Annotated in this window: 21 protein-coding genes; 11 read left to right on the forward strand and 10 right to left on the reverse strand. The window is 51.4% G+C overall.

The genetic code is table 11. The features are described from left to right. Window positions 1-22: 22 nt before the first annotated feature. From AB1656_12945 to AB1656_12955, 3 genes are all read right to left on the reverse strand, one after another. A complete protein-coding gene (locus tag AB1656_12945; GenBank protein MEW6236286.1) occupies window positions 23-2,902 on the reverse strand; it encodes a hypothetical protein in 2,880 nt (959 codons plus the stop codon). 115 nt (window positions 2,903-3,017) lie between these two features. After that, complete coding sequence (locus AB1656_12950; protein ID MEW6236287.1) at window positions 3,018-3,872, reverse strand: DUF1848 family protein; 855 nt, start codon at window positions 3,870-3,872, stop codon at window positions 3,018-3,020. 9 nt (window positions 3,873-3,881) lie between these two features. After that, window positions 3,882-4,964, reverse strand: coding sequence for a hypothetical protein (locus tag AB1656_12955; protein MEW6236288.1), 1,083 nt, complete (start codon window positions 4,962-4,964; stop codon window positions 3,882-3,884). A gap of 321 nt (window positions 4,965-5,285) precedes the next feature. On the opposite strand from AB1656_12955, the gene AB1656_12960 reads away from it, so the two are divergent. From AB1656_12960 to AB1656_12970, 3 genes are all read left to right on the forward strand, one after another. After that, window positions 5,286-5,858: a type II secretion system protein gene (locus AB1656_12960; protein MEW6236289.1), complete on the forward strand. Its 573-nt coding sequence runs from the start codon at window positions 5,286-5,288 to the stop codon at window positions 5,856-5,858. Between the two features lie 135 nt (window positions 5,859-5,993). Beyond that, the gene (locus tag AB1656_12965; GenBank protein MEW6236290.1) at window positions 5,994-6,470 is read left to right on the forward strand and encodes a GNAT family N-acetyltransferase; all 477 of its coding nucleotides are present in this window, start codon (window positions 5,994-5,996) and stop codon (window positions 6,468-6,470) included. Between the two features lie 234 nt (window positions 6,471-6,704). Next, complete coding sequence (locus AB1656_12970; GenBank protein MEW6236291.1) at window positions 6,705-8,993, forward strand: DUF748 domain-containing protein; 2,289 nt, start codon at window positions 6,705-6,707, stop codon at window positions 8,991-8,993. 154 nt (window positions 8,994-9,147) lie between these two features. On the opposite strand, the gene AB1656_12975 is transcribed toward AB1656_12970, so the two are convergent. Both AB1656_12975 and AB1656_12980 read right to left on the reverse strand, forming a co-directional pair. Further along, window positions 9,148-9,516 carry a hypothetical protein gene (locus AB1656_12975; GenBank protein MEW6236292.1) on the reverse strand — a complete coding sequence of 123 codons (369 nt, stop codon included), beginning with the start codon at window positions 9,514-9,516 and terminating at the stop codon, window positions 9,148-9,150. Window positions 9,517-9,684: 168 nt separating this feature from the next. Continuing rightward, window positions 9,685-9,882: a hypothetical protein gene (locus tag AB1656_12980; GenBank protein MEW6236293.1), complete on the reverse strand. Its 198-nt coding sequence runs from the start codon at window positions 9,880-9,882 to the stop codon at window positions 9,685-9,687. A gap of 621 nt (window positions 9,883-10,503) precedes the next feature. Here AB1656_12980 and hemW point away from each other — a divergent pair. The 3 genes from hemW (at window position 10,504) to AB1656_12995 (ending at window position 13,459) form a co-directional block, all read left to right on the forward strand. Then, window positions 10,504-11,709, forward strand: a complete 1,206-nt coding sequence (hemW, locus tag AB1656_12985) for a radical SAM family heme chaperone HemW (protein ID MEW6236294.1) — start codon at window positions 10,504-10,506, stop codon at window positions 11,707-11,709. A gap of 234 nt (window positions 11,710-11,943) precedes the next feature. Next, entirely contained in the window at window positions 11,944-12,642 is a 699-nt protein-coding gene (lepB, locus tag AB1656_12990) for a signal peptidase I (protein MEW6236295.1), read from the forward strand. A 22-nt stretch (window positions 12,643-12,664) separates the two neighbouring features. Further along, the gene (locus AB1656_12995; GenBank protein ID MEW6236296.1) at window positions 12,665-13,459 is read left to right on the forward strand and encodes a type III pantothenate kinase; all 795 of its coding nucleotides are present in this window, start codon (window positions 12,665-12,667) and stop codon (window positions 13,457-13,459) included. Between the two features lie 6 nt (window positions 13,460-13,465). On the opposite strand, the gene AB1656_13000 is transcribed toward AB1656_12995, so the two are convergent. Beyond that, entirely contained in the window at window positions 13,466-14,029 is a 564-nt protein-coding gene (locus tag AB1656_13000; GenBank protein ID MEW6236297.1) for an arginine decarboxylase, pyruvoyl-dependent, read from the reverse strand. Between the two features lie 376 nt (window positions 14,030-14,405). On the opposite strand from AB1656_13000, the gene AB1656_13005 reads away from it, so the two are divergent. Beyond that, a complete protein-coding gene (locus AB1656_13005; GenBank protein MEW6236298.1) occupies window positions 14,406-15,239 on the forward strand; it encodes a hypothetical protein in 834 nt (277 codons plus the stop codon). Window positions 15,240-15,291: 52 nt separating this feature from the next. On the opposite strand, the gene AB1656_13010 is transcribed toward AB1656_13005, so the two are convergent. From AB1656_13010 to AB1656_13020, 3 genes are all read right to left on the reverse strand, one after another. Continuing rightward, complete coding sequence (locus AB1656_13010) at window positions 15,292-15,633, reverse strand: STAS domain-containing protein (protein MEW6236299.1); 342 nt, start codon at window positions 15,631-15,633, stop codon at window positions 15,292-15,294. Continuing rightward, window positions 15,630-16,235 (reverse strand): STAS domain-containing protein, encoded by a 606-nt coding sequence (locus tag AB1656_13015; protein MEW6236300.1) that lies wholly within the window; start codon window positions 16,233-16,235, stop codon window positions 15,630-15,632. Before AB1656_13015 ends, AB1656_13010 begins: the two co-directional genes overlap by 4 nt. Before the next feature lie 302 nt (window positions 16,236-16,537). After that, window positions 16,538-16,735: a twin-arginine translocase TatA/TatE family subunit gene (locus tag AB1656_13020; protein MEW6236301.1), complete on the reverse strand. Its 198-nt coding sequence runs from the start codon at window positions 16,733-16,735 to the stop codon at window positions 16,538-16,540. A 171-nt stretch (window positions 16,736-16,906) separates the two neighbouring features. Between AB1656_13020 and AB1656_13025 the strand changes: the two genes are divergently transcribed. The 3 genes from AB1656_13025 (at window position 16,907) to trpD (ending at window position 20,524) form a co-directional block, all read left to right on the forward strand. Beyond that, window positions 16,907-19,030: an exopolysaccharide biosynthesis polyprenyl glycosylphosphotransferase gene (locus AB1656_13025; GenBank protein MEW6236302.1), complete on the forward strand. Its 2,124-nt coding sequence runs from the start codon at window positions 16,907-16,909 to the stop codon at window positions 19,028-19,030. 161 nt (window positions 19,031-19,191) lie between these two features. Continuing rightward, window positions 19,192-19,449 (forward strand): hypothetical protein, encoded by a 258-nt coding sequence (locus AB1656_13030; GenBank protein MEW6236303.1) that lies wholly within the window; start codon window positions 19,192-19,194, stop codon window positions 19,447-19,449. Window positions 19,450-19,507: 58 nt separating this feature from the next. Beyond that, window positions 19,508-20,524 (forward strand): anthranilate phosphoribosyltransferase, encoded by a 1,017-nt coding sequence (trpD, locus tag AB1656_13035; GenBank protein ID MEW6236304.1) that lies wholly within the window; start codon window positions 19,508-19,510, stop codon window positions 20,522-20,524. 436 nt (window positions 20,525-20,960) lie between these two features. Here trpD and AB1656_13040 read toward each other — a convergent pair whose 3' ends face one another. Continuing rightward, a complete protein-coding gene (locus AB1656_13040; protein ID MEW6236305.1) occupies window positions 20,961-21,110 on the reverse strand; it encodes a hypothetical protein in 150 nt (49 codons plus the stop codon). A gap of 166 nt (window positions 21,111-21,276) precedes the next feature. On the opposite strand from AB1656_13040, the gene AB1656_13045 reads away from it, so the two are divergent. Beyond that, the coding region (locus tag AB1656_13045) for a hypothetical protein (protein ID MEW6236306.1) at window positions 21,277-21,653 on the forward strand (377 nt) is incomplete at its 3' end.

The raw sequence follows: 21,653 nt of genomic DNA on the forward strand, positions 1-21,653 counted from the left end.
TCACTCGTCACTGTTTTATGAATCACCGTTTAACCGGGGGTGAGATTTCCAAATCCTTCGTATAATCCACGCCGAAATAAGGAACATTGACCGGATAGGGAATCGCTTGTTGTCCGTTGATCGTGCGCGAATCCTTCCCGCTGACGCCGTAAGCGGGAGCGTAGCGCGTCGAGCGTCCGCCCGTGTGAACGCCTCCGAACCCATCGATCATGAAAATCCCCACTCGGCGGCCTTTGGATGCGATGGTCGCTCCCCGGTTGTTGAGGCCGTAAATGGGATTGTCGCTGATTTCCACCTCGAAATTCCGGGCGATGTCGAAAGGAAATCCTCCCGTTTCCGGTTTGAATGGATTGAGGAACTGGACGATGTAATCGCGAATGGCGGCCGTATATTCAACGTCCGCGAAGGGAACGAAGCGAATGAATCCATCGCCGCCCAATACGCCCAGGCCGATATATTCCGTCCCCGCCGGATTGGGAATGAATTCGATGTCATAATAATTCTGCGCCGCGGCGTCAAAGATGATGGGAAGATAATACGCCGCCAACGCCGGAGCGCCGCCGACGGGATAGATAAAGCCCTGATGGTCAAGAATGTAAGCCCCTTTTCCGATCGGATCGCTGCTATAGCGGCTGTTCGTAAGAGAAATCTCCCGACCCCTGAATATTTCCAAGTCTACGGCGATGGAGTTCGGCTTAAAATCGGCTGGCGGCGTTTCTTTCTCCAATTCTTTCAACGCATTTCCTTCCGCGCGGATTTTTCCTAGCCTGTCCAACACGTAATAGCCTTGGTTTCCCGCCGGTTCGATATCCACATACGTGGAGGCGTAATCCGGCGGCGCGGCGGCGGGGGAACTATCCACGATGTATACGGGAAGCGCTTGCCCATTGAACTGGCCGATAACGTAATGGCCTTTCGCCGAAGTTCCATCTCCAGCGAGAATGCCGCCGCTCATGGCGCCCAAGCGCCCGTTGACGGGTGGGAAATCGAATAGGGGATCGCCGAGAAGAAAGTAGACGCCTTCCGAACCGTTTCCTCCCGGCGCGATTTCGCCGGAAAATTCCATGTCCTGCGCAATGGGATACAATTTGTCGCCGAACAGCAGCAACGGACCGAGAGCGGAAGGATCAGGCAGACCATCGAAGACGTTGGACAGGATCAATTGGCCTTCGCTGTTGGAGATTCCAATATCGAAATTGTGCGCCGCCGCTCCGCTGGGGTAGGTTCCGCCAAAAAGATCCAAAGAGACCAGGCCGAGCGCCGGATTCACTTCGAGCGCCGTGGGCGTCGGCGTTTTGGAAACAGGCGTCGCCGTGGGCGTGCGGGTCGGCGTTGGCGTATGCGTCGGCGTACGGCTGGGAGTGGGGAAGCGAGTGGGCTTGGGCGTGACTGTTGGTGTTGGCGTGGGCGTTGGCGATTCGGCGTACGCCGTATTAGCGATTTGGAAAAACAATTCTTTATCGCCGAGGTTGCGGACGGCGATGAAATAGCGCGCCGCTTCCAAGGAAATGGTTCCTCCTGCGATCAGCTTGGCGCTGGCGCGTCCGTTTGCGCTTGAAGCGGCGGGGGAATCGGACGCTAACGCCCGCCGGCCTTTTTGAACGATGAGGTCATAGCCGATGGCGGGATCGTTGGCAGTAACGGCGATTTCGATCAGTTTTTCTTTGCCGGTGGGAACCAACAGGAATTGAAAATAAGAGAGATCGTAGGGCGTTTCTCCCATTGGCGCAGAGCCGCCGATCTCTACCGAATTCAAAGCCAACAGATGGGATTCCGTCTCGTTGACGGAATCATGGACGCCCTGCGCCGGAAAGTCGATGGCGGATGTGGTTTTCCCCGCCTCGACGGTGACCGGCGTCCAGGCGCTGCCGCCGGAATTGGCGGAGTTCCCGTTATAATATTGCGCCGGGGGCGGATCGACGAATGAGGCGCTGGATTTGTATTGGGCGTAACGCCCTACGGAGGAGGATCCCCAAAAGTAGGAATCGATCGGCTCAATCCAGACCTGATATTTCCCTGGCGGCAACCCCGCGATTCTATACTTTCCCTGATTCATGGCGTAGGTTCCCGATACGGAGGAATATACCTGGTCCGTAGAGGAACCGACGCGGCGCGCAATCACGTTGACGCCGGGGAGTTCTTGAGTTCCTCTCTTCACGGTTCCGGCGATAATGCCGGTTTGTTCGTATAAACTGGTTTGGGGATACAAGTTGGCGGCGGCGGTTTTATCGTCGTCCGTCAGCGAGATTCGGGCTGATTCATCGTCCGCCGCCGTCGGCAGCATAATGGGAATGAAGAGATCGTTCCAACCCACTCCGTCGTAGGCCAGGTGGCGGAATTGCTGGGAGTGGTCGAGGCCGATCAAATGCCCCAATTCATGCAGAACCGTAGCCAGAAACGCTTTGGGATCGAGGTTGTATTTCTTGATGTAATAACCGTTGAAGACGGCTTCGGCGGCGGTGATTTTCGCGCCAACGTAATTAACCGCTCCAGCGAAGCCGAGATATTCCTCCTCCATTCCCGCGCCGTACAACGACCGGATGATGGAGCCGTCGTCGTCGAAGACGATCGGATTGACGCCGGGCATAGCGCCGTCGAGATAGCGGGTAAAGTTGCTCTTATCGACGTTGACGGGTAGATCGCCGCCTCGCAAAAAGCTCAGAGTAGAGCCGGGGCTTTCTTCCCACATCCGAAAGGCGTCCATAATCAAGGCGGCCGCTTCCTCGTTGGTAAGCGCCCCCAAATTACCCAGGTCTATATTGTACTGGATGGGAAAAGAGGACGGCTCCCAAAGAATCGGTTGGTTTTGATACATGCGCAAAGGACCGCCGCCCGCCGCATCGAGGGCGGTTAATGTCGTGAGAACCAATAAGAGAAGATATTTTTTAAAACCGTAAATCATAGTGCGGCTCGGTAGTTTCCTTTTCTTTTATTATATAACAAAGACAAGTATATGATCGTCATTTTTTCGGCGGAATAAACCGCCCCCAAACGGCGTATCGGCGATGGGAAGCATTTTAGACAATGGTTTTCCGGTTTCGTTCGGTCTTGCGCGGGGGAACCGGCTTGGCGTAGCAATATTGGCATCCGTGAGGGCAGGACATTTGATAGCCGCCGATATCGTAACTTTTCGTACAGCCGCAATCCTTTCTCTGGCTGCTGTCATGGGCTTGGGAGCATGGCTCGCCCGACAGTTCGCCAAGAAGAGCGCCGTGGATGCAGCGTCCCCGGACGATTCCTTCCACCTTCAGCAAGGAGTCATTGCAGCAGGATTCCAGGATTATATTTCGCGTTTTGGCGATTTCCGCCATCCAACCCAGCGCCTCTTGCTTATGGCTGAGGGAAGGATCGTAAAACCTCAATGAGGTTTCTTTCAGCCGGATTTTTACCTTGTTGTACCAAGTTACGAAAGAGAAAGTACATCGTTGTACGCCCCTTTCCGCCATGAAATCGCAAAGGGCGGGGAATCCAACCAGATTGTTCTTTTCGCCGTTATCCCAATAGACGATGGGATCGAAACGCCAGTTGATATGCCGGGGCGACCAGCGCTCGCAGAGTTCCACGACCTGTTTTTTTCGCTCCGGCAAAGGAAGAACGCCCGGTTCCCATTCGGGGCAATCGACGAGGCTGAAATTGAAATACCAGCGGTAAGAGTTCGAGCGGGAGAGCGGCGAATCGAGGAAGGGTTGGAAATTCTTCGACCAAAAAACAATCGTATGCACATCTTCGGGCCGCAGGCTTACGCGGTAGGTTCGCTCTTTGACGACGGGATTGCGCACCTCAACGAAGCCTTTTTGGATATGATGCTCCAGCCAGCGCATGTAAAAGGCGGGGATATCTGTCCGGCGGGAAGCGGATAGTACGGCGCGCATCGTCATCCTTCAGAAAGCGTTTGGCTGCAAAACGTATTTTTTGATCTCCTTGGCGACGATTTGATATTGATAAGAATTAGGATGGCCGCCGCCTTGGAGGAAATACTCGTCCAGTTTTTTATGATTCGTCTGGATATCGTTAGAGATGATATCCTTCGCCCAAATATAAGGAATCCTGTTTTCTTCCAAAAAATTCCGTAAAAAATCGTCTCGCCAATTGTCGCCTTGTTCGATCGCCCAATATGGGTGAAATACGGCGAAGACATAGGGAATCTTCTTGTCTTCCAATTTATTATGGATTTCTTCCAATATTTTTCGATTAATGGCGATTTTCTTCTCCTGCTTTTCTTTTGTTCCAATCAAAGAATCATGCCATTTCTGCGGGAGAACGTTTCCGTGAAGGAACAGGCGCCATAAATAGGAGGGGATGCGGGGCTTGCGAGTTCGAAAAAAATGCTCAGAATCGGGATCGATGGGAACGCCGCGCAATTCCAACCCGCCGTCAATCAATTCCAAGTATGGTTTTTGGCCGCCGCGAACTGACAAAACTACCCGATCCATATCGAGAGTCATCAGGCTCATGACGACGAAGGGATTTTCATAGAGATCGATGGAATTTTTAAATAATAAATAAATTTGGTCCATCCCATAACCGCCCGCGCCGTAGTTTAACAGAAAATGATCCCGGCTGAATTCTTCGTCTTGATTGAGGATGCCTTCGAAGCATTTTTCTTCCGGCAGACCTTCGCATTTGGCGAACGAGTCGCCGTAGAGAAGAACGGATTGGCGCGTTCCGGCTTCGGCGGCGAAGCGATGAAGATAAGAATCGTGGGCGAGGTTTCTCGACCAGCCCAAGATAGGGTGCGTTTTCTGAGGCGGCGGAAATTTCTCGAATCGATGGCCGAGCAGCCAGCAATCGTCGTCAGCGTCGGATGCCCAGTCGCCGTATAATTTGGGATCGCGGAATTTTTGCATGAAAGAGACGTTGCCGAACAACAGGAGGCGAAAAACTATCTCGCAAAAAACGAAACTTAACATCCCTGAAAGAAACGAGGCAATCAAAATAAAAAGGATTTTTTTCTTCTTCGACATGAAATTCGCTTTCGCCGTTTATAGTCAAAACGTTGTTGTTGCGGCGTTATTATAGACGGGAAAAGCGGAGTCTATCTCCCCTTGCAGATCATTGGGGGACAATAAGAGGTAGTTCATAGGCGTTTATGGAAGATGGGATATCGCCAATGGCTTTGGATGAAGCGAAGAGTAAGGAATTGGCGAACATATAGGGGAATCTTCCATAGAAAAATTGGTTGAATGCCCGATGGCGTATTCTCGCCGCAATCGTTCTATTCTTCTTTATACAAGTTAAAATATGGTTAGCTTAGGCGATATTTCGCATGAAGAAGGAAATAGGGAATGAAGAAATCGTCGGCCTTTACTCTCATTGAATTGCTCATCGTTGTGGCCATCATCGGCATCCTCGCCGCCATTGCGGTTCCGAATTTTCTCAACGCCCAGATCCGGGCCAAAATCGCCGGCGCCCAGGCGGATATGCGCAATCTCGGCACGGCGATCGAAAGTTACCGTCTCGATTACAACAACGCCCCGCGCACCTATACGGAAGGATGCTATACCGGATCATGCCAAGGCGTACAGTTTTCTCGCTACCGCAGGATTTGCCAACTCACGACTCCCATCGCTTTCATGAGTGCGGTTCCCGAAGATAAATTCAACCGCGCCGATCTGAAAAACGCCAACGAACCGCTCAATACGTACCCCTATTGGGAACCGAAATTCGCAGATGGTTACCGGACGGAAGCGGGCTTAGGACGCCATTTTCCCGATCAGGCCAAACCGAACAATTTATGGGCGCTGATGAGCTATGCGCCGGATGGGGATTTCGAAGCGGCGGGCGGCGGCGACCTTGCGCCGTTCGAACCCTCGAACGGTCTAACCTCGAATGGGGATATTATGCGTTTCGGTTATTAATGGGAATATCGATTTTAGTTTACGGCTCGTTTTGTCACCGCTATAAGTATATTATTGTGTTCGGCCAAATCGCTCGTTATGACGATTTGACCGTATGTATTCTAGGTAGGTTATCGCAGGGATGGATATGATTTTATGTTGAAAATGACTATCCAGTCCAACGAAATCGAATTACGTCCAGCGTCGATCGACGAAATTATTTCTTTACGCGAGGAGGTAATTATTCGTGGTACGAACCGGGATTCTCCCTATTTTGACGGCGACCGGGATGAAACCACTCGCCATTTCGGTGCTTTTATAGGAACTAAGCCCATCGGCTGTTTGTCATTTATGCGCAAAGAGTGGGAGGGAACGCCCGCCTGGCAGCTGCGCGGCATGGCAACCGCTCCCGATTATCGCGGTTCCGGCGTAGGGAAAATTCTATTGCAGTTGGCGGAAGAAGCCGTAATGGAAGAATCCGGCATCCGGCTTTTGTGGTGCAACGCCCGCGCAGCCGCCGCCGGATTTTACGAAAAGCAGGGGTGGAAAATCGTTTCGGACGAATTTCTCATACCCGGCGTCGGCCCTCATTATAAGATGCTCAAAGATTTGCGATCAATGTTTTTCGATTAAACACAAGCGTATTTAGATCATTTCCTCTTCTTATCGGATCCCCGCAACCGATCTTGCATTCCCCTTGCCCTCGAAAATAGGCTTTCGGCTTATCCTGTGATATAATCGAAAAAAACGAATTCTTTTTTCCCGATAGACTGGGCCGCTTTCTGATGGGGCGGGAGAATAATGGGCTAACTAACCACTAGTGACGGGTCGATGATCGCTGTTTTTATGTTTAAGGAGTTTTGTTTGATGCGTAAAAAAATGATCCTCGGCTTGACAATATCGTTCTTGATCGCGGTCATCGCAATGGGATTCTATTGGCAATCCATTCTCGCCGGTCTTATTCATGCTACGCTGGACGCGCAATATGGATTGATCTTCAAGTATGAAAAAGCGGCTTTTTCTCTTTTTCATGGAGTCATGGCGTTTCAATCTCCAACGCTTTCCGACGCCAACGGCGCCATCGCGTCGGCGAAGCGTCTCGGCGTCGGCGTCAATGCCCAAAGAGCTGTTAAAGGAGAAGTAGTATTTACGAAATTCGAAGCGGAATCGCCTAATGTCGAAATCAAGCGCCTTCAGGATGGAAGCCTGCAAATCGCCCAAGCCGCCAAGCGCATTGTTCCCGACGCCACGCGCCAGCGCGAAAGCCAGAAGATGGATTCCCCCAACACCCTCCCGCCGGGCAACCCCTTAGCGAAATTTCCTTCCATTCTCCTGAATGACGCCCAATTCAATTATTATTCCGGCGCCGCTGGTTCGGTGGAGATTCACGTCGTCCGCTTCGAACGTTTTTCTCTCAATCCTAAAGAGAATCTTCTCCGCTTCTTCCATTCGTTCGTTTATCGCGAGCCGAATAAAACTCATCCTTTTTTACAAGTGGATAACCTGGATTTAAAAAATCTTTTCGGCGGGCCGGAATTATTGACGCGCATCGACGCCGAGGGACTACTCATCGAAGGGAAGGAAATCGGCAAGGACAAATACGACTTCAACGAGGCGTTTTTTCGGTGGCGGGATGCGGTTGAAGAGGTCGCTCGCGCCATTTCTCCTCCCGATCCCGCCAAGCCCAAATCTTCTCCTACTTTCCAATCCTTCCATTTGCAGGATGTGGCCGTCATCGTTTCACCCCAGTCGGGAAATAACGCCGATCCTGGAGCCATCCGGATCGCAGCCCAAACCGTCGAGTACGACAACAAAACCGACGCCTTGATCTTGACGGATTTGCTATTGCAGGAAGCGGGAAAGTCCACACTATCGTTCAAACGCTTGGCTTTCGCCGGTTTGCGTCAAGGCGTTCTTAATCTGGAAACGATCGAAATGGATGGCGTGCGGCTTTTTCTACGCAGCGGCGAAGGCGATCGATTGAACCTTTCGCGCGCCATTCAGCGGATTCAAAGCGTGATTCAGTCGCTGATTCCGGAAGCGAAAAAGACGGCAAGCGTCCCTGAGACGGAGAATATTTACGCCGGTTTAGGCCGAATCCATCTGGCGGACGCTGCGATATATTCGCTGGAAGACGGACGCGAAACGCAGAAGATCGCCTGCGGCGATTTGCGTTACGAAGAAGAGTCCGGAAAAGGTTCGCTGGACGATTTTTCCCTCGTCTCGATGCCGGGAGAAGAGGAAATTACTCATCTCGCGGCGCCTCATCTTACAGTTCAGGCGACGGATTGGAATAAATCGAGACGCATCGAAAAGATTCACGTTCAAAACATGACGCTGCGGGGAACGCTTCTCTCCAAGGAGAAAGATTTAGGCGCCGCAATCCACCATTGGCGCGCACTCGTCCAACAATTGCATGACGAATTGAAAATCCCTTCCGCCGCGGCCCCTCGCGAACCAATGCGAATCGGCGAGTTGCAGCTTGCGGACGCGCAATTTCATCTCACGGACAATCGATTTAAACGGATTATTCAACACGCCTGGAGTCCCGTCAATCTACAATGGCATGATCTGGTTTTAAGTCCAAATCCGCCGATGGGGCGAATGCAGTTCAACGCCGTTACGGTATCCCCGACAGGCGGATTTATCAATTTTCAAGGAGAAGCCGCTCCCTGTCTCGATCCTATCGATATCCAAGGGAATTTATCTCTTCTCATTCATGATCTCATCGCTTACGAGCCTTGCTACGAAGAGTCGCTGCCGGTCGGCATCGAGAAAGGGCGCTTCAGTCTGGATGGGAATATGGCGATTCGGAAAAATATGATGGACAGCGTTTTTAATATGACATTGTTGCAGCCGGAATTTACGGCGAACAAGGGCAAATGGCCGGAAAAATGGGACCGTAAAACAGCGATAACAGCGTTGAATGGGATGAAGAACAAAAACGGCGACATTGTCTTCCGCGACAATCGTTTGATGGGCGATGTGCGCAATCCGGAATTCGGCTTCGGCACAAGCGTGGCTGAGATATTGGGCCGCAACCTGGCCAACCGGTTGATGTCGCTTCCCAATCTGGTATTCGACGCGGTCAAGACCGTCGGCGACGCCGTCATCGGAACGCCGCTCCGGAAAATCTTCGGGGGGGAGAATCCTTAAGGCAATGATGAATGATGAATGATGAATTACAGACGAAAAGAACGTCTCTCCGCGCAGAGGATGGGAGAGACGTTCTTTATTCATGAAATCAAAATTTGGAAACAACGAAAGCAATCTATCTTTTATCCTTCGTAATTCCCTGGTTTACTTGCCGTTACAGCCTTTCGGATAGCATCTTTTCGATAATGCCGATTTGAAACGAGGGTCCTTCGCGCAAAGCCAACGTAAATGTCATTCCCATAAGGATGATGAAGCCAATCACGATCAACGTTACGATTCTTTTCGCGAATTTGCTTTCCTGCAAATGCATGCGTTTGGCATGTTTGATGAGCGGTTCTATATGGTATTCTTCCTGTCTCGCTATGGGCAGCCGCAACATATCCGGCGGAATGCGCCCTGGCAATAAGGGCGGCACGTATCCCGCACGCAGCGCTTGCAGCCGCCATACCAGCCAGGGATTGCGAACGGCGAGGAGATAGGTTTCCCGCTTCTGTTCGTGCTCGCTTTCGTAAAATCGATACATAGTTTTTGCCCCCAATCGTTATTCTCGGATTGCAATTCGCCCACGCGAGAAGACGATTCGCGTTCTTTCCGGAGTGACTTTGCGCCGGATTCTCGTTCGAAAGCCGGCAAAGGGCGTTCAATGACGCCCTTTCAACCGGCGTTTACCGGAACATCCAGATAGGATGGGTTAACGCCGGTTGAAAAGACGCGGCGAGCGCCGCTGCATTTCGGCTGCGGCCGCTTTCGAATCGAAATCCTGCTTCCACTTCAAACCGTAAAATAATGCCGGAGAAAACCTCCCTGTCTTCTCCGACATCCCATCGCCGGCGATAACTTGGCCAACGGTTTGATCCGAGAGTTCTTTACGGTCATCCCGGACTTTCACGAGATGTCGGGGCAAGAATGAATGGTTAGTTCAATGTTATTTATACGAATAGCCTGGCATCCTCTGGCGGCGATGGCGCCGTTCGAGGACGAACGAGTTCTCCTTTTATTCAGAGCCTCATGCTAAATTCCATTATTCCTCCCCCAAGCCTGGGGGAGGTTAGGAGGGGGTTGTTTTAAGTTTAATAAAATCAACCCCCCTCTAACTCCCCCCAAGCTTGGGGGGAGAATTACAAAACGGACTTTATCATTTTTGCAAGAGCCTCATTCATTAATATTATTCTGGGATAGCTCTGCGCCTTTCCTGTTTGTCCACTCCAGGCGGAGCGAAAGACGCAGAGCTATCCATCCTGTCGCGCACCTGAAAGCCTGAAGTGTTTTCCAGAGTTGACAACGCTATAATATTCTGCAATAGACGTACCAAAATAGGGATTTTTATGCTAAGTGCTTTCAATGAAACGACTTGCAATAATACGATTTCCAGGTACACTCCGATAATAAGATAAAAAAGGGCATTTTTTTCCCTCTTATGATAAGCAGTCAACAAAACTTACCCGGTCAGACTGGTTTAGCCGAATCTTTAGACGAGGCGGCGGTTGATACTTCAAGGGCAAAAAAGACCTTGCCCTTGCCACCCCCTTTTGCCGATTTTTTGGACGAAGCGGCGAGCAATACTCTTGGCTTGTATCTCCATTTTCCTTTCTGCCGCCGCAAGTGCGCCTATTGCAGTTTCGTATCCGGGCCTCCTCATTCCGAGAAAGAGATGGATCGTTACGTTCAGGCCCTTTCGCGGCATCTTGCTCTGGGCGCCGAAGAGGCTCAGGGGAAAAGCGTTGCGACAGTATATTTGGGGGGCGGGACGCCTAGCCTATTAGGAGCGGATCGCCTGGCGCGTATTCTGGAGGCGATTAATCGTTTTTATAACGTTGCAGCCGACGCGGAAATCACTGTGGAGGCCAACCCCGAAAGCGCCAGTTTGGAATTATTTCTCTCCTTGCGTCCCTTGGGATTGAATCGCGTCAGTCTGGGAGCGCAATCTTTTTGGGATGACGAATTGAAGCAATTAGGCCGGATCCATTCCAATGAGGATATCCGGCGGGCGGTGGATGGAGTGCGCGGGGCGGGAATCGCTAATCTTTCTTTGGACTTGATCTTTGCGATTCCGGGACAATCGCCGCAACGATGGGAAACGACGCTCCTATCCGCCCTGAATTGCGAACCGGATCATCTTTCCGCTTATGGACTCTCTTTCGAAGAAGGAACGCTTTTTGAACGTTTGCGCCAAGAAGGAAAGATTACGCAAACGCTGGATGAAACGTATAATGAGATGTATGATCTTGCCGCCAGTTTATTGGCGGAGGCGGGGATGCGCCATTACGAAATCTCCAATTGGCATCTTCCGGGAAAGAAAAGCCGCCATAATTTGCGCTATTGGGACCGGAGCGAATATCTTGCCTTCGGCGTTTCCGCGCATGGATTCGTTAGTGGACGGCGATACGGCTTGATCGCCGATCGCGAGAAATACGTCCGATTAATTGAGGAAAGCGGAGAGAAGCATTATTTTCATTCCGAGTGGCTTGAAGAATCCGCTGTCCTTTCCAACGAGGAAATGGCGTCCGACGCCATGATTTTCGGTTTGCGCAAGATCGAAGGCGTCGCTATCGATTCCTTTAAAAAGCGCTTCGGCTTCACGCCTTTAGAAAGATGGGGCGATGAGGTTGATGCATGCATGGAGAAGGGCTGGTTGGAACAAATCGGCGGACGTCTTAGACTAACCCGTCAGGCTCTTTTAATCAGTAATGAGGTTTTTTCTTGTTTTCTCGATTGAAGGATAACGTATAAGAGTGATGAAGCAGGAAGGGAAAATGGTGGGCTACGCTTCGCTTTTAGCCCACCCTACATGAGTGGCGGATTGCGCTTCGCTTTTATGCCCGCGCTGCATGACTAAAATACCCTCACCCTACCCCTCTCCCAGAGGAAGAGGGAATGGAATTATGCAGCATGAGCGCTTACTAATTGCAATATAAGGACTATTTTATTTAAACAAGACAGGATTGGAATTATGAGACGTTTTTATATGCTTCTGGCGGATAAATTGCTCTTCTTTTCATGGGGCCGATCGACTGTCAATCATATCGAGCGCCATCAAAGATTTTATGAAAATTTCGAAGCGCTTTATACCGCCTTGATTTTGGCCTTGTTGATTAAAACGTTTATTTTCGAGGCTTATAAGATTCCTTCCAGTTCGATGATGGATACATTGAAAGAGGGCGACCGCATCTTCGTAATGAAATTCATCTATTCCATGCGTCCCATTCAAGTAGGCGATATCGTTGTGTTTAAAACCAAAGGGATCGATGAAATCTACTCTCCCGATAAACCGTACTATATCAAACGAGTCGTGGGACTTCCTCATGATCGCATCCGGATCGGCAAGGATGGGCATATTTACCGCAATGGGGAATTAGTGGACGATCCGGAATTTTTCCTGACCAACCGGTATGGCCCTTTGCGGGAATACGATCAACAAAGGGAATTCGAAGTGCCGGATGGAGAATTGTTCGTTTTCGGGGACAACAGCCGCAACAGCTGGGATAGCCGCGCTTGGGGCGGCGTACCGCTGGAAAATGTGATGGGGAGAGCCTTTTTCCGCTATTGGCCGCCCTCCCGCATGGGGTTGATCCGCGGCGCGTCCTGCGATCCGCTTCCCTTGCCGGAGAATATTCCCATTTCCGCCGTTAAAGAAGCCGTTATGAATTGAAGCGGAAGGTTCCGCATCGCTTATGGCCGCGCCGAAAATTCTTGCCATCGATATTGGAAATTCCTGCACCAACTTGGGCGTTTTCGAAGGCTCCGCTCTAATCGCGAAGGATTTTTTCCCCTCCTCGCCGGAGTATGCGGATAAAATTCGCCTGCGCGTGGAAGATTGGCAAAAAGAGCGTCCCTTCGAGCGCGCCGTCATCTCCTCCGTCGCGCCCGCTTTGGGCGATTTGCTGGTGACGATCATCGAGGAACAAACGGAAAAAAAGCCGATTATGGTGGAGGCATGCAAGACGCAACTGCTGCCTCTGCTCGTGGACCGGCCCGAAACCGTCGGCGTAGACCGGATCGTCAATTGCTGCGCCGCCATTCACTATTACGGCGCTCCCGCCATTGTCGTCAGCCTGGGCACGGCGACGACCTTCGAAGCGATATCCGCTCAGGGGGAATACCTGGGCGGCGCCATCGCTCCCGGCGTGAAAATCTCCTTGGAAGCGTTGACGCAACGAACGGCGTTATTGCCGCCCGTCATCTGGAAAAAGCCGAAGCAAATCATCGCTAAAAACACGATCGGCCATATGGAATCGGGCATTTATTACGGAACGATCAGTCTTATTGAGGGAATGGCGAAACGCATTAAGGCCGTTTTGGGAGAAAAAACGGCCGTTATCGGAACGGGGGGAATCAGCGCTCTTTTGGCGGATGAGAATGTTTTCGACTATTACGATCCCTTTCTCACTTTGCGCGGATTGGAACTGATTTATCGCCGTCTCTGCGGGCATGAATCGTCCGCCATGATCCCCCCATTTCAGGAATAGGAGGGATCAATCGAACAAAAATATGGCGGCCGCTACGACGGTAGTGTAGCCGCCTTTCTTATTAACGGCGGATTGGGTGATATTGCGGGACGTTACGATCTTGCCGCTCATGCGGTAGACCTCTTCCTTTTCGTCCCACGATTTGTCTTCGTCGAACTCGATGCCCAGCGTCGTCGCCAGCATCGCCGCCGCCAAATCTTCCGCATAGTCCCCCGCTTCCTTGGCGCCCATCCCGTAACAATGATGCTCGCTCAAGTATCCGTAGTGTTCTTTATTGGCGGGAATGGCGAGTCCTATAGAAGCAACTAACTGACGCCGCGGTTCGTTGGTGCAACAGCGGGCTTGGACCGTAAAAGTGACGGCGCCCGGCACCAATTCCTTAATCCCTTGTTCCCGGGAAATGATTTTGCATCCTGGGGGATAAATGCTGGAAACGGTGACCAAGTTGCATATCGCGATGCCTGCATCCCGAAGAGCCAATTCGTAGGATCGCAATTCCTCTTTGTGAAAACCGACGCCTTTCGTAAAAAACACGCGTTTGGGGACCAATAGCATTTCTCCTTCCTCCATTCCGTATGCGTCTCCTCAAAGGGATGTATTGTGTGCTGCGATCGTTTTCAAGTTGTTTATCCTGCTTTCGAAACGTCTTGCTTAAGAACGGTTATCAGAATATGCGGCGCTTCTCGAAATCGAGCGCGGCTTCATCGCCGATCCAGCGATGGAACCGTCCTGGAACCTAGGATAGGCTATCGTTTGGGTTCCATACGGCGGCGGGAACGTTTTCTATGTAAATGAATACGCGTAAAACCGGAAAATGGTAATCCTATCGGCCGCAATTCGCAAGACCTGGCGGTTAAAATCGGCAAAATAGCGCTTACGGCGGGCCGGCGCCGGCGCAAGCGAGGTTCTTTTATAAGATTTTCTTCCCGCTTTCGGAAGATTTGATTTGTTTTGCGTCCAGGTTACAATTTACTTGATTTTAGACAGCGTCTCTTTTCAATGTGGAACCAACATGGCGGCCAAAGCGAAAAAAGACTCCACTCATTACGAATATTTTCTTTGGGATGGTCCGGAGAGCGCGCTGCCTCAGGAGCGTCTTCGATCCGCTGTAGAAGAGGCGTGCCGCAATCGCCAGTTCAAGCGAGGGCCTGAAAAGACCGATATCTCATTTTATCCCTATTCTGGATTGAAAAGTACGATCAAAGTGGATGGCGGGATCGCCCGGATTCGCATCAGCGATATTTTGCGCGATGCGCCGAGCTGCGTGTTGGAAGCGTTGATTCATATCTTGATGTCTCGCGTGGAGCATCGCAAGCCGCAGGAAGAATATCTCCATTTATACAATCGATACATCAGCCGCGATGAAGTGGAAGCCGAACACGCCCGCGCCCGGCTTTCCCGCAGCCGCAAAATTCTTCCCGGCCCCGAAGGAAAGCATTTCAACTTGAATCGCGTGTTCGATCGCATCAACCGGCTTTATTTTGAGAAAAAATTGGAAAAACCCGTTCTCTCTTGGAGTCCAGGGCGCAGCCGCCAACAATTGGGCTATCACGACGCCCATCTAAATCTCATTGTCATCAGCCGTTGGCTGGACCGGAAGTCCGTTCCCCCCTATTTAGTGGATTATATCATGTACCATGAACTGCTGCATATCGTTCTGCCGCCCATGCGCCGCTCGATGAAGCGGATCGTTCATTCGCAAGAATTCAAAAAGAGGGAAGGCGAATTTCAATACTATGAAGACGCCATCCGATGGCTCCATCATTGCGGATTGAAATGAGGCGAGTTATTCGTTTCGCTCTATTTTTCCGGCGGCGCAGCGTGAAAAAGAATTAGGATTCAAACGCCTTCAGTGCTTTTTCTTCCTCCTCGAAAACCTGCAGGATGTGATCGATGCGGGTGGCCCGGAAGGTTTGCAGGACGCGTCCGCGCAGGTTGAAGAACTTCAAATCGCCTTCCCGTTCCCGCAATTCGCGGGCGAAAGCGACGAAAACGCCGACGGTATAGGAGGAGATAATCTCGACCTCCGAAAGATCAAGGACGATGCGGATGCGATCCTGCTTCAGCAGATCGTGAAATTCCCCGCGCAGCCAAACCGTATTCTCGAAATCAAGTTCTCCTTTTACGCGCAGGATGGTGATATCTCCGCGATCGTCTCGTTCGACTGGTATCATTCTTTGACTCCTTTCATGGAGAGGCGTTCGTAATCCATGAGTTCGCCTGCTTCGGTGGAAGTAAGCACGCCTTTCTTTTCCAATATTTTAATCATTGTCGCTAACATGCAACTGTTCGCATAGAGAATTTCGCCTGTTTCGAATCGCGCTTTGAGTAGATTGATATCCGCCAGGGGGGTGGAAGAATCTTCGCTTTCCGAAGCGTCGCCGGCGGCGGATTGGCTCTCGGCGTTGGCCGCCGCCCCGGCGGGAGCGGCGGATTTCCCTGTTTCGAAGGCTTGCACCGCTTCCGCTTTCGAAGAATAGATATCGAAAATCTCGACGATTCGGTTTTGCTTCAAGTATTGAAGCACCGCCCGTTGGGGCTTAATGATCTTGATGTTACCCCCCGCCGCCCGGATTTCTTTCAAATTGGAAATGAGCATGCTGATGGTTTGGCTTCCGATGAATCGGATGGATTGGACGTCGAGGACGATCTTGAAGTGGCCTCTGGCGATAGAATCCTTAATGGCTTGATCCAAATGTTGATTTCCCCGGCTGTCCAATTCGCCTATTAAGTTGAGAATGGCTACCTCCCCGGCAAGTTCCGTGGCGATTTTCATGATTCGTTCGGAAGAATGGCGCGGACGCTCAGGAAGGCCGGTTGGCGCTGCGCTAAAATTCTTCGCTTCTCCTTCAATAGGCGATGGTGGATCGTGTTTTTTCGCTGTCGCTTACTTCCCGCTCATGGCCAATCGCCTATCAGCCCGCCTGATGCAGAAACCGCACCGTCATGAGCAAGAATGCGTTGCGCAGCCTATTCTTAACGATTTCAAACAAAAAAAAAAGGGGAGAATGCCCCTCTCTTCTTTCCTAAACGATAGAAATATTATCGTATTAAAATACAATTATTTACGATGGGAGATTATTTGGATTCTTTATTTTCTTCAATTTTGGCGGAAGGCTTCTCGTCTTCTTCGTCGGTGACGGAAGTAAGAGATTTTTTAAATTCTTTAATGCCCAATCCTAAAGACTTTCCCATTTCGGGAAGCCTTTTGGCTCCGAATACCAGCAACATGAGAAATATAATGATAATCCATTCCGTCATCCCGATGTTATACATTTCCCTTCTCCTTCTCTATGGGAAAAAGATCAACCAGCATATAGATCATACTCGCCGCTCCTTGAGAGTCAAGGATTTTACGGTTGGAATCCCGGTTCGCCCCTCGCTGTTTTGCGAACTCGGATTATAATAGTTCCGTTTTTTAACTTCTCGTAATTCAAAGAAAAGCCATTGAAAACCAAATCCGCCGTGAATGCGCAAGGAATGGAACGATCCCGCCTGTTGGGCGTCGATATCGATTCGCTGACGGGCGAAGAATTTCTTCGTCGCATCGATAATTTCGTTCGATCGGGAGAGCCTCATCAGGTTTCCTACTTGAACGCCGACTGTTTGAATCAATGCTGGTCCAACCGCGCCTATCGGGATACGGTGGCGGGGGCGGATCTCGTTTATGCGGACGGCATGGGCGTCGTATGGGCGTCTCGCCTTTTTGGGCATCCTCTGCCCGAACGTCTGAACGCCAACGATATGCTCCCCGAATTCTGCCGGCGGGCGGAAGAGAAGGGTTGGAGCATTTTCCTTCTCGGCGGAGAGGATGGCGTAGCGGAGAGAGCGGCCCGCGATCTCCAAACCCGCTATCCAAAACTGAAAATCGCAGGCTGCCATCACGGCTTTTTTACGGAACAGGAAGACGCCGAGGTTGTCGAGAATATCCGCAAATCGCGCCCCGACATCCTTATCGTGGGCATGGGAGCGCCCAAGCAGGAACTTTGGATCCGCCGGCGGCTGAAAGAATTGAACGCTCCCGTAGCCTGGGGCGTAGGCGGTTTGCTCGATTATTCCGCCAAAGGTTTGCGGCGGGCGCCGGTCTGGATGCGCAAGAGCGGCCTGGAATGGTTGTGGAGGCTCTTTCTCGAACCGCGCCGTTTATGGAAGCGCTATTTGTTGGGCAATATTCTTTTTACCTTCCGAGTAGGATTCCTCGTGTTCGCCGACGCCGTTATGGCGTGCATCGCCTGGCTTTCCGCTTACGCTATGCGGGAATATTTCGTTACTCAATTGACGATCCTGCCCGAAGAGTTGCGCAAGCATCTTAATCCTTTTTCCAATTATCTGATCGCTATGCCCATCATCGTCTGCACGTGGATCGTCATCTGCGCTTCGCTGGATTTGTACCGGCGGCAATTTTTGCGTACGGCGCTGGACGAACTGACGGCCATTGTGAAGATGGTTTTTCTCTTTCTCATTACGTCTATGGCGGTCGCTTTCTTGTTGAAAGACCTCGATCCCGGACGCTCGGTGCTTATTCTATCCGCCATGCTGGCGTTCGTCTTTATGGTTACCTCCCGCCTCTTCTGGTCGCGGATGGAGAAAACGCTTTATAAGGAAGGCATCGGGCGCGTACGAGCCATCATCGTCGGCGCCACCAAACAGGCGCGGGAAGTGATCGAACGTCTGCGCGATCAGCCCGAACGGGAGTATGAAATTCTTGGCATCCTGGACGATAAGCATACTCCTGAGGAAACAGTGTACGGCAAGCCGATTCTCGGTCCCGTGAGGGAACTTCCGGAGTGGGCGAAAAACCTGGCCGTCGACGAAATCTTTTTCGCCGATCCTAAAATGACGAAGCCGAATATGCTCGACCTCGTGGTGGCATGCGGCGAAAGGACGGCCGTCAAGCAATACAACATCCTGACGGATATGTTCGGCGTAATTACGGATCAGGCTCTCTTCAATTATAAGGAAGACATCCCCTTCAAGGTTCTTCGGCAGGGCAAGATGACTCCCTTCGAACAGAGTATGAAGCGGATAATGGATATTGTCATCGCGGGAACCATGCTGTTGCTTACGCTGCCGTTTTTCCCAATTATATGCCTGCTGATTCGTTTGAATTCTCCCGGATCCGCCATTTTTTGCCATAAACGGATCGGCAAAGACGGCATTCCGTTCATCATGTACAAATTCCGCACCATGTATCGCGATGTCAACGAATACGAGGAAGCGCCCATCAAAAAGGACGATCCCCGGGTTCTTCCCTTCGGCCGTTGGCTGCGGCGCACCAGTCTGGACGAATTGCCCCAGCTTTGGAACGTTCTAAAGGGCGAAATGAGCATGGTCGGCCCCCGTCCGGAAATGTCCTTCATCGTGGAATCCTATCAGCCGTGGCAACGGCGGCGGTTGTCCGTTCTTCCAGGCATCACCGGAATCTGGCAAATCAGCGGCCGCAAAGATCTGCCATTGCATTCCAACTTGGAGTACGATTTTTATTACATCCAAAATCAATCCATTCTTTTGGATTTGATTATCCTGTTAAAAACCTTCCCCGTCGTTTTCTTCGGCAAGGGCGCTTACTGAAGTTTTCGTCTATCGAAATGGAAACGATTGTCTTTCGATGCGTCTTTATTTATCTGGAGTTGGAAAAAACAGGAGATTATGTTATTCTCTTTACGAGAGACGCCGATTCCGAAATGCCGGCGATTCTTTTTTCAATGCCAAAGAACTTTTACTAATCGATTATGATTCTCAATAATCTGAGCTATTCGATCGGTCCGGGCGCCATCGGCCTCCTTGTCAGCGCCGTTTTATGGGTCGCGAGCATAATTATCGTGTTGGCGAACCGTTCCGGCATTCAACGGATCGGGGCGGGCATCGTCTTTATCGGCGTGGCGATTTTGGTGGTACATAATCGAGTAATTCTTTCGTTGAGCCTTCTTGCTTTCGGGTTGTTCGTACATGGCTGCGGACGGTTGCTGATAGACCGCAAACGCCGTTAAGTGGATGACCGTCAAGCGTCAAAGCGGACGGCGGATCAATGGAATGGGGAGCGTTTGGATGAATATTTCGCCTATTTTAGATTCGTTGATTGCGGGGGAAAATCTTTCAGAAGAGACAGCGGGAGAAGCGATTTCCGCCATCATGAGCGGCGAAATCGGACCGGCGTCGATCAGCGCCATGTTGACGGCTTTTCGCTGTAAAGGCGAGACGGAGGAAGAGATCGCCGGAGCCGCCAAAGCAATGGTTTCCTACGCGGAGAAAATCCGGTTTTCCAGCAAGGGAGTGACGGATACCTGCGGCACGGGCGGCGACCGCAGCGGTACCTTCAACATCTCCACGACCTCCGCATTCGTCGTGGCGGGTGCGGGCGTTCCCGTGGCGAAGCACGGCAATCGTTCCGCCACCAGCCATTGCGGCAGCATCGATCTGTTGGAGAAATTGGGCGTCAACGTAATGATCCAGCCCGAACGCATCGGCCAATGCCTGGACGAAGTGGGGCTAACGATTCTTTTCGCCCGCGTAGTACATCCTGCTATGCGTTACGCCGCCCCGATTCGTTCCGAATTAGGATTTCGCACCATATTCAATTATCTCGGCCCTTTGACTAATCCCGCCCGTCCCTCCTATCAACTTGTCGGCGTCAGCGATCCTAATATTCTCGATATCTACGCCGCTTGTTTGCAGCGAATGGGCGTTCAGCGCGCCTGGGCGGCGTTCGCTTCCGATGGATTGGATGAAATCACGCTTTCCGGCCCCACGGCGATCGTCGAAGCGACGCCGCAATCGATCCAGCGTAAAGAGATCGTTCCCGAAGACGCGGGATTGAAATCCGCCCCGGCGCAATCTTTGCGCGGCGGAACCCCGGAAGAAAACGAAAAGATCACTCGCCGCATCCTCTCCGGGGAGGAAAAAGGTCCCTGCCGCGACGCCGTTCTCTTGAACGCAGGCGCCGCTCTTGTCGTTTCCGGAAAAGCCGCTTCTTTGAAGGACGGCGCCGCCTTGGCCGCCGAAAGCATCGATTCCGGCAGAGCGGCCAAGGTATTGGAAAAGCTGGTTCGGTTTACCAACGCCTAAATTGTATGCGCCTAATTTTAATCTTCGTTTTCCCACCCTGGAAAATAACAATTCTATTATGATAATATTTCCCCGATTTGACGGGGAAATGTTCGAGGAATAAACCATAATGCTATTTAATAAATGATAGATAACGATATAAATTCGCAAACATCGTCGATACGGCTTCATCGTGGAAATACGTTTCTTTTTTCCATAATTGTTGCATGGATATTTATTTCTATATTTCAAGATCATTCCTATGGCATGGAGAGTAAATTATTTGATGTTCTAACGCCTACGTATACGCCTACGCCGGCTGATACTCCTACTCCATCGGAAATACCAACGACTCCCGCTTCTGGCGGAACGCCAACCAAAACGCCAACACGTACGAAATCGCCAACTCCAATAGATCCTCTTACGCCCTCTCCAACAGCGATTCCAACGCCAACGTTCACATGGACGCCGATTCCCAGCGATACGCCAACACCAATGCCAACAGACACGCCAACGCCCGTTCCAACGAGCACGTCAACGCTGGTTCCAATAAACACGCCAACGCCGGTTCCAACAGATACGCCGACATTAACATGGACTCCGACATCGACCTGGACTTATACTCCTACTTCCACGGCGATAGAGGGGAGTGAAATTCCCGGCAGCGGCGGGGACGCGATTACGCCCACTCCCATTCCTTCGTTCACGCCAACAATAGCGCCAACTTCGACGCCGGAACCGTCGAATACGCCAACCGCGATATCGCCGCCTACATGGACTCATACGGCTACGCCAGTACCAACCTCGCCTCCGGCTCCAACGCCTTCATGGACAAATACGCCAACATCAACATCAACGCCAAGCGCAACGCCCACGGCTGCGCTAACGCCAACGCTGACGATTACGGCGACATCTACTCCATCGCCGACGCCGAGCGCTACGCCGACAATGACGAGTACGACAACGCCGACATTAACGCCAAGCGCTACTTTAACGCCAACAAGAACGCCAACGGCGACGCCGACACGAACGAATACATTTACGCCAACGCTGACGCCAAGCGCTACTTTAACGCCAACAAGAACGCCAACGGCGACGCCGACGCGAACGAATACCTTAACGCCGACGCTGACGCCAAGCGTTACTTTAA

It is taken from the genome of Candidatus Omnitrophota bacterium, assembly GCA_040755155.1.
Lineage (GTDB): Bacteria > Hinthialibacterota > Hinthialibacteria > Hinthialibacterales > Hinthialibacteraceae > JBFMBP01.